Here is a 13,936-nt window from a genome sequence, read left to right on the forward strand (position 1 = left end):
CCGTGAATCCACTACCTGCCGACTTCGCTGCGTTCCCTTTGCTTCCGCCCCGCTGGGACAATAGCGCCTCGTGTCCCGTCCAGCGCAGCCATCGAACGGCTGCTCGGTGTGCCCGTGCAGTCGGTCGATAGGTTGCAACCGTGGTCGGTCGCGCGCGTCCGTCTCGCCGACAATACGACCGTGATAGTGAAGTGGTCCCGTACCGCGGACACTGAACGGGCCGAGCCCGCGCGGCTGCGCGCCGAACGATCTGCACTGCAATTCCTCGCAGACGTCGAGCCCCCACTTACGCCCAAGTTGCTTGCCTCTGGCGAGGACCTGCTGGTCATCGAAGACCTCGGCCCGCGCCCCTCATTACGCGAGCTCATCCTCGCCGGTGACGATCGCGCGGTGGTGGATTTCGCTCGCGCGCTGGGCCGACTGCACGCCGTCACCGCAGGACGGGCCGAAGAGTACTACGCAGGACCGGGCGCCTGGGCCGATCCGGACGCCGACCTCAAAGCGTCCCTCGACGGCTTGCGTTCCGGCATCGACCGCCTTACCGACTTCGGCACCACCATCTCTTCCGCGGCGGCACACGAGCTAGCGGATGCAATAACTGAGATCCTGCATCCCGGTCGGTTCCTCGCGTTGACTAACGGGGATGTCGGCCTTAACAACTACCTCGTCGGCACGGCCGGTGACGGGCGACTGATCGATTTCGAGACCGCGGGATTCCGGCACGTGCTCGCCGAAATGACCGACCTCTACACACCAGGCCCAATGTGGATCACGCTCAGCGAACCCACCCTCGTGGAGGCCGCGTACCGCGCCCAACTAGCTACTGCCATACCGGAAGTCACCGACGACAGAACATATGGTCGGGCAGTCGCCGGGGGAACATTCATCTGGGCCGCCCGCAGGCTGGCGAAACTTCCGGAGATCGACGCACGGCCAGCGGGTGACGCTAGCCGAGTGCATCGAGTCGCGACCCTCGAAGCAGCAGCAACGACCGCAGAACCCTGCGTGTCAGGGTGAGTTGAGTCCAGTGGTTCATAGCAAATCCGCCTGCAGGGCGAGATACGGATCGACTTAACGATGACGATTTCCAACCTGGCTGTGGCTGGGGAGAATGTGCAGATGGATTCCACGCATCCGCGCTCGGATGGGCCGCAGCGGCGGCGCACGTTCAGCCCGGCCGACAAGCTGGCGCATCTGGTGGCCTACGAGCAGGCCTGTGAAACCAATGATGGTGGCGCCTACCTGCGCCGTGAGGGCTTGTACTCGTCGCTGATCAGCGAGTGGCGCAAGCAGCGCGACGCCGGGGTGTTGGAGGGCAAACCGGCCGGTGCCAAGGTCGGGCGGCTGACCGCCGAGCAGGCTGAGATCGCCCGCCTCAAGCGCGAACTCGACAAGACCACCAAGCGGCTGGCCACCACCGAAGCCGCCCTGGACATCATGGGAAAAGCACACGCGCTCTTGGAAAGTCTCTCCGAGAGCGCGGAGCCGCCGACCAAGCCGACCAAGCGCTGATGGACACCTGGACCGCTCTGCGCGGCCTGCATGTCACGACCCGGGCTGCGGCGGTGTTGACCGGGATGCACCGCTCGACCGCGCTGCGGCGGGCCGCACCCGCGCCGGCCGGGCCGGCGCGGGCGCCCGCGGCGCCGGTCAACAAGCTGTCCGCCGCCGAGTGCGCTCGGGTGGTGGAGGTGCTCAACAGTGCCCGGTTCGTCGATGCCGCCCCGATCCAGGTGTGGGCCACGTTGCTCGATGAGGACACTTACCTGTGCTCGGTGTCGACGATGTATCGCCTGCTGAACGAGAACAAGCAGGTCAAGGAGCGGCGCCGGCTGGCCCGGCACCGCAAGGCGGTCTGCCCGGAGTTGGTGGCCACCGCGCCCCGGCAGGTGTACTCCTGGGACATCACCAAGCTGCGCGGCCCGGCCAAGGGCCTCTACTACGACGCCTACGTGATGATCGACATCTACTCGCGTTACATCGTCGGGGTGCACGTGCACGCCCGCGAATGCGGTGTGCTGGCCAAAGAGATGATGGAGCAGATCTTCGGAACCTACGGCATCCCACACGTCGTGCACGCCGACCGGGGCACCTCGATGACGAGCAACACCGTCGCCGGCCTGCTCTGCGATCTGGGGGTGACCCGCTCGCATTCGCGGCCCAAGGTTTCCAATGACAACCCCTACAGCGAGTCGTGGTTCAAGACCCTCAAGTACGCGCCGACGTTTCCGGACCGGTTCGAATCCATCCATCACGCAAGGGATTTCATGGATGAGTTCGTGGACTGGTACAACCACGAGCATCGGCACAGCGGCATCGGCCTGCACACCCCCGCCGACGTCTTCTACGGCCTCGCCGCCGAGAAAGACACCCAGCGGCGGATTGTGCTCGCCGAGGCCCGAGCACGCCACCGGCACCGCTTCAGCCAAGACCGCGCACCCAAGATCATCGACCTACCCGAGACCGCCGCGATCAACCCACCCAAACCAGCCGAACCGGAGGACCAGACGACAGCTGCCTAACACCCACTGGACTCAAACACCTTGACAAATTCCGGAACGCTTCAGCTGCCAGCCTGCGCTGGCCAGCTGGGCACGCGCCGCAGCCGCAACGTTGCGACAACGCTGGCCGGATGCCGATATCGACCCCACAGCCCTGCCCGCGTACACCACCCGCTAGCGGGTTCCGTCCGGTTCCTCCGCAGGTGCATAGGCGCGTCTCATTCCGACCTCAAACTTGAAATCCATCTGAGTCAGCCGTGAGCTTTTGAAGCCGAGCGTGAGAACCTACAATGTAGGATCTCGGGCTCCATGTCCTGAGCCGAAGTGCTGAACTGCGGCGATGAGCGTTGTCTCAGGTGGTGTCACCTGGGATTGTCTCAAGTTAGTGGCATTTCCTCGGCGCTACTGAGCAAAAACGCTCCGTGGGAGGCAGTTGGCTCTGTAGCGCCAGTGCGAACACACTGCGGCACCTGCCCGGCACCTAACACTCGCCGGAGTGAATGATTCCGACTGCGGCGCACTCTGTGCACGCATCCCCTGCCGATACCTGCTGTCGGCTCTCTACCGGGTGCTGCCGAGGCTTGCCTTTCCCATACTGGAAAGCCCTCGTGTTCAGTGGCTCGAAACTCACCTCTGAATTGATCTCTTTGAGCCTCCGCAACTGCGCCTTCACGTGGCTGTCAAGGTTCACCGACCGGGGGTGGTTAAGCATCTCGCGGTAGGCATAGGAGTTCCTCTTCGCCGCTGACTTCGTCGTCGGGAGGGTGCCCGTCAGCAACGCGTCGAGGCTGCTCAGAAAGCCGCGGGTCGTGCCGAGGCTTACCTCCCTTTCGGCCGCAATCTCCGCGGCACCGAGACCTCGCTCACGAAGCTGGAAGGTCGCACCGTGCGAAAGACCATCACCGCTTCGCCGGAGGATGTCTTCCATCTCGGTGCGCAACTCGGAGGTCAACGGGCCGTTCGGCGGCACCGCGCCAACAGTCGTAGCATAACTCGTCTGTTCCACGCTCCGGCCCTCCTCGCTTATTTCGTCCGGCTCTGAGGCGGGGATCTGATTCACCCCCGGCATCGAGTTCTCCGCACGGTGCAAGCGGCATACGACACCGGCGTGGTCACTTAGCCGGCCGAGGTGATCTGACGCAGGCCAGTCGGCCGCGACATCCAGCCCAAGTCGCCGGTTGGTGCCAATGTGATCGATGTGGGGCCCGTTCGGAAACCCACCCGCGGTATGGATTGTCCAGTCTGCGAAGACACTGCTGAGCCTGTCGGCGACGCGTATCGGTTGGCGCTCGCGGGGGATTCGTTGATTGAAATCGCCGGCGACAACCGTAGGAATCCCATCGTCGAGTGACGGGAGGATCCGCTCAAGGCGATCGAGGTAGTCCAAGTGTTCTGACCAGGGTTGGGCATCGCAGCGCCCGGTCCGGACGTGCGCATCCCGCCATGGAATACACACTCCGACAACACGTATCGGCCCACCCGGCAACACTGCGGTTGCGACCACCAGCCGGCCTCGGGTCGCTCCTTCGGTGCCCATGAACTCCCGGGCGAGCGGATATCGCGACCAGACGATCACTTTGCGACGGGATTGCTCCAGGGAGTAACCCCAGTCCGGTCCAGCGTCGACGGTATAGCCGCCCCCGGGAAGCAGACCTCGGACACCTTCGGTGACAACGATGATGTCGGCGCTGGTTGCTTGGAGAATCTCCGCGATCCGGTGGCCGGCGTCGCTGGTGGGCGTCCTCCATTGCGTGTTCCAGGTCGCAACCGTGATCTCCACCGCGGATGGAATTTCAGTCCCAGCGATCACTTGCATTTCCCGCAGTTGTCGGCCACCTCAGCGTTACCCGCTCGCACTCGTCGCATCGGCACGAGGTCCTCTTCGAAGCCGGTGCCGCAGCGAGTGCAGGTTCGCGTTTGCGGCATCGGCAACGCGCGTTCAAGGCCGACACGGCGCGCATGAGCGATCCCGAAGTACATCAGCACGTTGTTGTAGGCATATTGCTGGCACTTCGGGTCCTGCGTTGTCCATCGATCGATCGTGTCCTTGCCTACGACCGCACCGACCGCGTCTGCCAACTTCCAGGGATAGTGCCAACGCCACTGGCCAATCAGCTCCGCGACCGTTGCATCACATTCCGCAGTCCACCACCTCAGAATATGAGGATTGTCGGCCCATTCATCAGGGACACGTCGCCAAGCACGCGCGCTGGGGGCATCGGGCCCAAATGGGATCGAGCCATCGTCGCGTTCATCGGCGTAGTAGTCGACAAACTCACCGTAACCATCGTCTGGGTTCTCAACTTGGACGGGTTCGGTTGCGCGCTGGATGATTTCGGCCCACAGGTCAGGATTTCCGTCACGCCAGGCCACAAGTTCCGCAGCGCTATTCTCATCGAGTCCCAGCTCTTCACAGCGGTCGGTGGGGGCGAGGAACACCTGGGTCTTCTCGACGGTTCGGTGCAAGATGCCAGCCTTGCCCAGTGGGTAGGTGAGCTTTGATTGCGGGCCGCTTGTGATGCCCATATGCCCTTTGAGGTCTGATTGCCGCACGCCGGGATGAAGAATCGCCTCAGCAACGAGCATCCGCGCAATCAGGCCTATGGCGGCGCCGGCCTTCGCATCCTCATCGAATCTATCCGCGGTGGCCTTCGCCCATTCGTCGTCCTCGACCGACCATTCGTCATCCTCGAGGTCCTCATCGATTTCCCTGTCGGGGTGACCGTTGATCGCCTGACGAAGTAGGTCGTCGTCATACAGTTCGGCAATCTCGGCCATATCCCGTACCGGTATGGCGTGGGGGGTCAGCCGGAGTTGCATCCGGTACGCGGCGCTGAGACGGCCCTCCCGGCGTTCGATCTCCGCCATCGCTTCCCACTGTCTGTCCGATTCGGCCCGCGCCCGCTCCTGCTCCTCGAACTCCGGATCCGGTTCGGCGGTGAAAAGGTCGGCGAACTCGGGATGAAGCTGGGTGGCTTCTTCGCACGTGAGCGCCGGCACTCCAGACAGGTCATCCGGCTCGCCTTCGCCGAAGACGCCGACCTCAACGGGCAGCATTCCGACAGTCCCGTCCTTGTAGACGACCAGATCAACCTCGACCGTGAAGGGTTCAGCAGCGCAATGGACACCCTCCTCGGAATGGAAAAACCAGGTCCCCTGGTGCTCAGCGACAGCCAGCGCAGTTCCCGCAGGAATCACCACCCACCTGTCACGATCGTCGGATTCCATTCCCTCAGCCCGAACGGCCCCAGCATCGTCAGCTCGAAGTTCTATGTAGACGGGCTCGTCGGACTCCAGAGTGAAGATCCTTGCCATCGTCCGAGGATAGGGCCGTGGGTCTGTGCTGCGCGACGGCTGCCGCCTTGAGGCGAGCGGCATCGCGACCAAGTCGGAACTCTGTGCGAGGCTGCGTACACATCCGGTTGTGAGGGAGACGTGACAGTGGACGGTGCGGGGCTCGGCGGTTCGGTCGAGGCGGAGGTCTGGGAGCTACTGGCCGACAACGAGTTGGTGGCCGAGGAGACCGTGTACCTCGTCGCGGCGGCGATGCGGGGCGGCGGCGAGTTCGCCGATCAACTCGGCGGGGATGCACCGGTACCGGAGCGGCCGAAAGTCGAGACGATCGACGCTCCGCCCCCGCTACGTGGGTTCCTCCGATCCATCACAGTGTCGGGGTTCCGCGGCATCGGCGGGCGCACCACCTTGGAGTTGAACCCCTACCGCGGGATCACCGTGATCAGCGGCCGCAACGGCTCCGGCAAATCCAGCTTCGCCGAGGCGCTGGAGTTTGCGCTCACCGGCACCAGCTACCGGTGGGAAGCCAAGAAGGGTCAGCACTGGCAGGCGTCGTGGCGGAACCTGCACGCCGGAGAACCGGCATCCATCAAGATCGACTTTGCGATGGAACCCGACGACAACCGCACCGGGACCGTCGCAACTATCGGTGTGGATTGGCCGCCGGACGGCAAACTGTACGCGGCCGAACACTGGTCACAGGTCAAGGGGCAGAAGCGGGAGAGCGTTGCAGCACTCGGCTGGGATCAGGCGCTCAAGACTCACCGGCCGCTCATGTCGTACGACGAGCTCGGCGGGGTCTTCGAAGAAGGGCAGGCCGCGTTGTACGACGCGCTCGACACGCTGCTCGGGCTAGACGAGGTCGCCGCGGCCGAGGGTCGACTCAAGGACGCCGAGAAGCAGCTCGGTGGGGCGCGCAAGTCGGCGAACGAAGCCCGCACCCGCCTGCGCAACTCCCTGAGCGAGGCCACCGACACTCGCGCGGAACAGGTGAAGAAGCTCACCGCGCGCGTGCCCTACGACCTTGACGCGATCAAGGCGACGACGTTGGGCACGGTGACCGACCAGGCCGCCACCATCGCGAAGTTGCGGAGGATCGCGGCGCTCGAAGTCCCGCAGCTGGCCAAGGCCTCGGAGGTCGCCGGGGAGCTGCGGGCGGCCATCGATGCGCACGCGGCCGGTGACGACTCCGCCGTGAAGGCCCTGACCGCACGGGCGGGTCTACTACGCGACGCGCTGCACCTGCATGCCGACGCCGGCGATGGGCCCTGCCCGGTATGCGAGACCGGGACCCTCGACGGTGCCTGGCGCACCGCGGCCGAGGAACGCCTAAGGATGGCCGAAGCGAGCACTGCAGAGCATCAGGCCCTGGCCTTGCGACTGAAGAAGGCCCGGTCGGCGGCCGACAACTTCTTCGGGGAGGTCGCTGATGTGGTCGTGGTCGAGGGGGTTGACATGGCCGCGCTGGCACCGTTCGCGGCAGCGCTGAAGAGCGCGCGCACTGCGCCGCCCGCCCTGGCCGACCGACCCGGCCACGTCGAGCTGGCCGCCATGGAGCTCAACGAAGCGGCCGCGGCGCTGCGGAAGGAAGCTGGGGAGCGCGCGGACAGCCTGGAAGACGCGTGGGCTCCTGTTGCTGGTGCGATCGTCGCCTGGGTCGAGCTGGAGACCGCGGCCCGCGAAGACGACGCGAGCCTCGACAAGGTCAAGCGAGCATTGAAGTGCTTGCGCGAGGCCGCCGACACGTTGCGGGAGCGGCGTCTGGCACCGATGGTGGACCAGACAAGTGAGTTCTGGCAACGGATGCGGCACGAGAGCAACGTCGACATCGGCAACATCAGCCTTGAGGGCGTGGCCAACCGCCGTCACGTTGTCGTAGACGGTGCCGTGGACGGGGTATCGACCGGCGCGCTGACGGTGATGAGCCAAGGCGAGCTGCACGCGTTGGCGCTCGCTATGTTCATCCCGCGGGCCACCACGCCGGCGAGCCCTTTTCGCTTCCTGGTGCTCGACGACCCAATCCAGGCCATGGACCCCGCCAAGATCGCGGGGTTCCTCGATGTCCTCGTCGAGCTCGGTAAGACACGGCAGGTGATCGTGTTCTCGCACGACGACCGGTTGCCCGCTGCGATCCGCGCACGCTCGGTGCCAGCCCAGTTGCTCGACGTCACCCGGGAGCAGGGATCACAGGTCGTGGTGAAGGCGAACGACCTACCCGCAGACCGGTACGTCGCCGACGCCGAAGCCCTCATCCTCGACGACGACATCGACGACCTGATCAAGCGGAAGGCGGCACCAGGCCTGTTCCGGATGGCGATCGAAGCCGCTGCCCACCAGCGGTATTTCGGCGAACGCGCGAAGGCCGGTGCTCCACACCACGAGACCGACGCCGCGTGGGAACAGGCAAAGACCACCCAGCGAAAGGTGGCGCTCACTGTTGCCGGGGCCGCCGACGGAGACGTGTCCGGCTGGAAGTCGTATCGGCCGCACAGGTTCCCGACACTGGCGATTTCCGCATCAGGCACCCACCGCGGTGCCACCTTGGACCGCAGAGCCATCCAGGACCTCCGCGACACCGTTCGCGACATCGTGGCGGGCCAGTGACCACCGCCGCCGAGGCACTGCTGGCACGCGCCGATGCTCTCCTCCGGTCACCCGATCGCGCAGCGGTGGGGAACTCGGCGCGCCTCGCGGCCTTCCTCGCTCGACAGGCGGTGGAAGATCTGATCGACGCCCGCTGCGCCGCGCTGACCGGTGTCCCGGTGGTAACGGGAACCACGAGAGCAAGACTGGCCGTGCTCAAGTCGCTCGACACCACACCCGCCGGGCCTGTGCTCATCGACGCATGGCACCAGCTGACAACCTTCTGCCACCACCACGCCTACCAGTTGTCGCCGACGGTTCCCGAGGTGCGAGCGCAGTGCGCCGCCGTCGAGCGGGCCTGCCTTGGCAGGATGCCGGAATCGTCGGTAGGTTCCGCGTCGGACGATACGGTCAGCAAGTGACATCCCCGTTCAACCGGAGTTCGGCAGCGTGCGGACTCCCTCCGCGGGTGCGAGTTTTCCGAATCCTCATCAGCTACGCCCCAGCAATGACGTAACGCAGGTGCGTGTCGGGCCTTCGACTCAGCCACCCAACGTGTCGGTTCCGGTCGTCCGCGTCACCGTCACAGCCGCGATGGTGGTCTCTTCGTGAAACCACTTCCGGCCTTCGACCGTCACCACAGCGTCTTCGGCAACCAAGTGACCGCCCTGCTCGTATGTCTCACCGAATGCTGTGACCTCAACGAATCGATCCTGTTGCCAGAGCCCGAATTTCACCCAAGGCATCCCTCGGGTGGTCGAACGCCGTTGAACACCGACCACCCGCCCGGACACCCGCACCACCGCTCCATCCGGCAGCGAAGAGATCTCAGCGATGGTGGTCGTGTACGGCTCAGCGATCGCAGGAGAGCGCTCGCGGGCGTCACCCTGGTCCTTGAGCACCCACGCGTAGAGCAGTGTCGGGCTGACGTTGAGTTCGCGGCCGACATATCCGCACGCCATCTTCATCGATGGAAGCTCCTGGATGCGCTTCCACACTGCCTCGACCGCCGCATCGGGGGTGACCCCGGTGTCCGTTGGCCATTTCAATCGGCCTTGGACAATCAGTTTGCCGTCTCTCAACCGAACTCTTCCATCCATCCAATCCGGTTCCGGCTTCTCCATATTCGTTCCCCCTCCTGGCCGTCGTCGCCGCCGCTAGCCATGTCAGCTCCAGTGCTCGGGTCGGCCAACGCGCTGCTCCCTTCACCCGAGACTAGGGCCCGGGGCCGACACCGAGAGCCTCGAATCTGCGCAGTCGGTCTCAGCGGTGCAGATCCGGCGAGATGAACGGAGCTGACCCAAACGAATCGGTGGTGTCAGTGGTGGCAGGCAAGATGGCCGAATGCCTGGATTCGAACGCGACCTCGCCGAATGGTTCACCGACAACGTCGACCAGGTCCGCGCTGACCTAGAGAGCTACTTCGGTGGAGCAAAGCCCTTTGCCGGTCGCTGGTTCGACGAATTCGCCGCCATCGGCGACCCGAACCAGTTCGAGGCCACCGACGTGCTCGCCGTGGAGGCGCTGAGCGTCGCAATGCCCCCAGAAGCCGCTGCCCGGCTACTACTCACCGAGACCGAGCGCTTCAACGCTCTGCTGCGCCGAATCCCGCGTGAACAGGACCTCTGGGAGGTCCCGCGACTCGACCTCAGCGTCGGCAGCCCCGCCGACAGCTTGCATCGGGAACTGCGCACTCTGCGGGGTGTCGATTGGGTAGTCGCCTGCAAGTTGTTGGCCGCCAAACGGCCGAGACTCCTGCCCGTCCTGGACAACGTCGTGAACGACTACTTGAATCCGCCCAAAGGACTGTTCTGGGTGACCCTGCACGACGAGCTATCCGACACCCCGCGGCGCGAGGCCATCGCCACCGTATGCGACTCCGCCCCGCCTCACGTCAGTCTGCTACGTCGCATCGATGTCGCTCTGTGGCGCGCCGGGAAACGCACCGGCCCCACAGCCTGACACCGTTCACGACGACTGCACGGTCTCAACCTCCGCGTGATGCGTCTTTCTGACGTGCAGTTATTCACCCTGTCTCACCGCGGCCACGGAAACCACATCGTTGATCAGCAGGCTGAGTAGGCTGCCCGATATGTGGGGGAAACTCGCCGGCGGGCTCGCCGCTACCTCTGTCCTAGGCGCTGTTTTCGCGGGCCCGGCTGTCGCCGATGACCCGATCACCCCGGATGAGTGGGGTATGGATGATGGGATCGGCGTGGGTCCGCGTGTGGCCGGGACGCCGTGTTTGGCCTCGGAGTCGCACCAGTGGGCCAGCCCGGTCGACGGCGGCCGGTTCGCGTTGTGGTGCCCGCCGCCGGCGTTCGTCTGGGTGCCGGTGGGATGAACACCCGCGTCCGCCCGAACCTTGATTGCGCCATGCCAGCAGCTGACCCCCACCGTCGCGGGTAAAGGTGGAGTCGGCGCAGTGTCGACGTCTGGCCTTACACCCTCACGCAGTCGACCCTTCTGCACTCACGACTTGGTAGAACCACTTTGCGATGTCGGAGATGAGGTGCTCCCGGCCGGGCGCGTTCGTGAAGAAGTAGTCACTCATCTTTTCGTGCGCGCCGTGGTTGTCGGCGACGGCACCGGTGACCGCGTCATCGAAGTCGGGTGATTCGACAAACTGCTTGGCGGAGTTGACCTTTGCCTGCTGCACCAGCGCATGGTCATCAAGCAGGGTCTGCAACAGGGACTCCAGGAACGATTCCTTCTGGGCCGTGGTGAAGTCCTCGGATCCGAACAGGTCGTTGAGCCGGTCGAGTACTTGCTGCAGCGCGACCATTGTGGGATCGCGTTTTTCGCCGGAGCCGGCGGCTGTCATACCCACCAGACCGACGCGAGTCCCGAGGCCGATGTCGACCTTGCCGCGGTCGACCTGGGTGACCTTCTTGAGCACCACGTCGGATAGGTCGATGGGCGCGGTGTAGTTCTCCGACTGGATGAACCGCTCGAGCAGCCGCAGGTAGATCTGCTTCTTCTCCAGCTCGGGGTCGCCGTAGTCGACGATCTGGGACATGAAGTCGTACAGCCGGACAAAGGATCCGACGTCCTTGCGGAACATATCCAACTCGGCGAGCGCGGCCTTGTCCCCCTCGCCACCGTTGTGGATCAGCGCCGCGGTGTATCGCTCGGCGAAGCGTTTCTGCCCCGGCCCCACCGCGCCGGCAAGAGCGCTGTTGCCCTTGCCTTTCACGAACGCTTCCGCGCACTGGTCGACCTCGGCTTGGGTGTAAATGCCGGCAGTGTCGAGCTTGGCCGACAGGTCGTGCACCAGGTTCGGATCGGTCGCCGTCTCCAGGTAGGCGTCGGTGAAGTACGGCTCGAACGCTTCCCGGATCGCGGCGGGCTCGTTGACGAAGTCCACGACCTGCGTCATCGCCGCGGTCTTGGAGACACCTGATGGGGTGCGGTAGGTGCGGTTGAGCCGCGAAAGGGTCTGCACCGCAGTCACACCCGAGAGGATCCGGTCGACGTACATCGCGCACAGCAGTGGCTGGTCGAATCCGGTCTGGAACTTGTTGGCGACGATCATGATCTGTCGGTCATCGCCGTTGAACGCGGTCCGCAGATCCCGCACCCCCGGATTCATGGTCGTCTCACTAAAGTCATCCGGCCCGGACTCCGGGTCGTGGACGGTGCCGGAGAACGCGACCAGCGTGCCGTAGCCGTAGCCCTTCTTAGCGATGTAGTCGTCGATCGCCAGCTTGTAGCGGACCGCGGCTTTGCGGGAGTCGGTGACCACCATCGCCTTCGCGTGCCCGTCCAGCAGCTGCGCGACGTTCTCCCGGAAGTGCTCGACGATGATCGCCGACTTCTGGGAGATGGTCTGTGGGTTGAGCTTGACCCACTTCATCACCGCTTTGGTGGCTTCGCTCTGGTCGACGTCTTCGCCTCCGCCGGCGTTCTGCCCGATCTGGAACGCCAGCTTGAACGAGTGATACCCGCTCAGCACGTCGAGGATGTAGCCCTCCTCGATGGCCTGGCGCATCGTGTACACGTGGAACGGCACTGGGTTCTCCCCCGGAGCGGGTTCGCGTCCGAACAGTTCCAGGGTCTTGGCTTTCGGGGTGGCGGTGAACGCGAAGTAGGAGATGTTCGCCGATGCGGCTCGCTCGGTGGCCTCCGCGGCGAGGATCGCCTCGACGTCGATCTCACCGCCCTCTTCGATCTCCTGCAGCTCCTCGGCCGTGAGGACCGCCTTCAATTGCGCAGCGGTCTGCCCGGACTGCGAGGAGTGCGCCTCGTCGGCGATGACCGCGAACGTCTTACCGTTGAGGCCCTTGTTCTTTCGGATCTCTTCCATCGCGAACGGGAACGTCTGGATGGTGACGACGATGATCAGCTTGCCGTCGGTCAGGGCCTTGGCCAGCAGTCCTGATTTCGAGCCACCGGCCTTGGCGGCCTCGTCGCGGTCGATCGCGACGACGATGCCCGCATCGTTGTCGATCTGCTTGATCGCATCCTGCAGCTGGGCGTCGAGGACGTTGCGGTCGGTGACGACGATGACCGAATCGAAGACCTTCTTGTTCTCGACCTGCAGCCTGGCCATCCGGTGCGCGGTCCAGGCGATTGAATCGGTCTTGCCGGAGCCGGCCGAGTGCTGGATCAGGTACCGCTTGCCCACACCCTCGGTGGTGACGGCGGCAGTGAGTTCGGTGACGGCCTCCCACTGGTGGAACCGCGGGAATCGCAGCGTCGAGGACTTGGTGGTCTTCCCACTGATCGGATCCGTCGTGGCCTCGTGCTTGATGTACATCAGCCGGCCCAGGATGTTCAGCCACGCATCGCGCTGAAATACCCGCTCCCACAGATACGACGTGCGGGAGCCGTTCGGGTTCAATGGGTTTCCGGCACCGCCGGCCTCGGTGCCTCGGTTGAACGGCAGGAAATGGGTCTTCTCGCCGGCAAGGCGGGTAGTCATCCACACTTCGTCGTTGGACACCGCGAAATGCACCAGCGCCCGCGCACCCGATTCGAATAGCGGCTGCGCCTTCCCCGTCGCGAAGTCCTTCGGCAGCCGAGTCTTGTACTGGTTGACCGCGTCCGCGATGGTCTGCGTGAAATCCGTCTTCAACTCGGCGGTGGCCACCGGAAGCCCGTTGACGAAGAACACCAAATCCACCGATCGCCGGTCGGCGGTGGAAAAGTGCACTTGGCGCATCACCCGCAGCCGCACCGCCGCGTAGTCGGCGTTGCGCTTGGCGTTCAGTGTGGACTCGGGTTCGAACACACACATCGCGAACTTCGCCGACAGATGCGAAAACCCCTTACGGAGCACGTTCAGGGTGCCGCCGCCGTTGTCCAAAGGGGTGTCAAGGACTTTCACCACCCGATCCAGCAACTGGGCCTGCTGCTTGACGATGTCCTTGGAGCCGGGCTTGACCACCTTCTCCAACTGCTCCGGCTGCGTGTCCTCCAGCCAACCCAGAACGTCCTCGGGAAATAGGGCGCGCTCGCGGTCATAGCCGGCGTCGCTCGTCGAGTACAGCCAGCCATGCTCCGCGAGATATTCCGCGATCTCCTTCTCAAACGCAATCTCGTTGTGCTGAGCCATC

The 13,936-nt window shown here is 64.6% G+C and carries 10 protein-coding genes; 6 read left to right on the forward strand and 4 right to left on the reverse strand.

The window, feature by feature from the left end:
• Positions 1-108 precede the first annotated feature (108 nt).
• Together L2Z93_RS18935 and L2Z93_RS18940 are read left to right on the forward strand one after the other, a co-directional pair.
• Entirely contained in the window at positions 109-1,017 is a 909-nt protein-coding gene (locus L2Z93_RS18935; RefSeq protein WP_162561885.1) for a phosphotransferase, read from the forward strand.
• A 102-nt stretch (positions 1,018-1,119) separates the two neighbouring features.
• A protein-coding gene (locus L2Z93_RS18940; RefSeq protein ID WP_090587900.1) for an IS3 family transposase occupies positions 1,120-2,522 on the forward strand; the annotation gives its coding sequence in 2 pieces (ribosomal slippage) (positions 1,120-1,480 and positions 1,480-2,522; 1,404 coding nt in all).
• 460 nt (positions 2,523-2,982) lie between these two features.
• Here the strand turns inward: L2Z93_RS18940 and L2Z93_RS18945 are convergent.
• Both L2Z93_RS18945 and L2Z93_RS18950 read right to left on the reverse strand, forming a co-directional pair.
• Positions 2,983-4,281: an endonuclease/exonuclease/phosphatase family protein gene (locus tag L2Z93_RS18945; RefSeq protein WP_234786199.1), complete on the reverse strand. Its 1,299-nt coding sequence runs from the start codon at positions 4,279-4,281 to the stop codon at positions 2,983-2,985.
• A 26-nt stretch (positions 4,282-4,307) separates the two neighbouring features.
• On the reverse strand, positions 4,308-5,816 hold the full coding sequence (locus L2Z93_RS18950; protein WP_090591058.1) for a hypothetical protein: 1,509 nt from the start codon (positions 5,814-5,816) through the stop codon (positions 4,308-4,310).
• A 120-nt stretch (positions 5,817-5,936) separates the two neighbouring features.
• On the opposite strand from L2Z93_RS18950, the gene L2Z93_RS18955 reads away from it, so the two are divergent.
• Both L2Z93_RS18955 and L2Z93_RS18960 read left to right on the forward strand, forming a co-directional pair.
• The gene (locus L2Z93_RS18955) at positions 5,937-8,399 is read left to right on the forward strand and encodes an AAA family ATPase (RefSeq protein ID WP_234786200.1); all 2,463 of its coding nucleotides are present in this window, start codon (positions 5,937-5,939) and stop codon (positions 8,397-8,399) included.
• The gene (locus tag L2Z93_RS18960) at positions 8,396-8,800 is read left to right on the forward strand and encodes a hypothetical protein (protein WP_164886125.1); all 405 of its coding nucleotides are present in this window, start codon (positions 8,396-8,398) and stop codon (positions 8,798-8,800) included. Before L2Z93_RS18955 ends, L2Z93_RS18960 begins: the two co-directional genes overlap by 4 nt.
• 120 nt (positions 8,801-8,920) lie before the next feature.
• On the opposite strand, the gene L2Z93_RS18965 is transcribed toward L2Z93_RS18960, so the two are convergent.
• Complete coding sequence (locus L2Z93_RS18965; RefSeq protein WP_128111848.1) at positions 8,921-9,502, reverse strand: hypothetical protein; 582 nt, start codon at positions 9,500-9,502, stop codon at positions 8,921-8,923.
• 220 nt (positions 9,503-9,722) lie between these two features.
• On the opposite strand from L2Z93_RS18965, the gene L2Z93_RS18970 reads away from it, so the two are divergent.
• Positions 9,723-10,340, forward strand: coding sequence for a DUF6308 family protein (locus L2Z93_RS18970; RefSeq protein WP_090591069.1), 618 nt, complete (start codon positions 9,723-9,725; stop codon positions 10,338-10,340).
• A gap of 235 nt (positions 10,341-10,575) precedes the next feature.
• A complete protein-coding gene (locus L2Z93_RS18975) occupies positions 10,576-10,722 on the forward strand; it encodes a hypothetical protein (RefSeq protein ID WP_162561985.1) in 147 nt (48 codons plus the stop codon).
• 105 nt (positions 10,723-10,827) lie between these two features.
• Here the strand turns inward: L2Z93_RS18975 and L2Z93_RS18980 are convergent, their stop codons facing one another.
• Entirely contained in the window at positions 10,828-13,935 is a 3,108-nt protein-coding gene (locus L2Z93_RS18980; protein WP_090591081.1) for a type I restriction endonuclease subunit R, read from the reverse strand.
• Position 13,936: the final 1 nt, after the last annotated feature.

Source organism: Mycolicibacterium brumae (genome assembly GCF_025215495.1).
In the GTDB taxonomy this organism is placed as follows: Bacteria; Actinomycetota; Actinomycetes; order Mycobacteriales; family Mycobacteriaceae; genus Mycobacterium; species Mycobacterium brumae.